A 389-nucleotide genomic window follows, 5' to 3' on the forward strand; every position below is an offset into this window, starting at 1 on the left:
AAGGAAAGTGGGGAGGGAGTGGGTAGAAGAACCTATGGGAGGGGTGAGTTGATTGGAGGGTGTTTGGATGTGGGGATAGGGAAAATGATCATGGGGATTGGTGGGAGTGCGAGGAATGATGGTGGTGGTGGGATGGGTGAAGGGGTTGGGGGGAAGTTTGTGGATGGAGAGGGTGATGGGGTTGGGGGTGGGGGGGGGGGTTTGGATGAAGTGTGTGAGATTGATGTAAGGGGTGTGGATGAGGGTTTGGAGGAAGTGGAGTTGATTGTGGGGTGTGATGTGACTAATCCAGTGTGTGGGGAGGATGGGGGATGGAGGGTGTTTGGAGGACAGAAAGGGGTGAGGGGAGAGATGGTTGAGGAGGTGGATGGGAAGGTGTGGGATTATGG

General features: G+C 55.3%; 1 protein-coding gene. It reads left to right on the plus strand.

Annotated features, from left to right (window positions below; all coding sequences use genetic code 11):
* Nucleotides 1-18: 18 nt before the first annotated feature.
* Nucleotides 19-389: glycerate kinase (locus FS628_RS33180; RefSeq protein WP_369008901.1), on the plus strand; the 371-nt coding region annotated here is incomplete at its 3' end.

The sequence above is a fragment of the Paenibacillus xylanexedens genome (genome assembly GCF_007676705.1).
Taxonomy (GTDB): Bacteria; Bacillota; Bacilli; order Paenibacillales; family Paenibacillaceae; genus Paenibacillus; species Paenibacillus xylanexedens_C.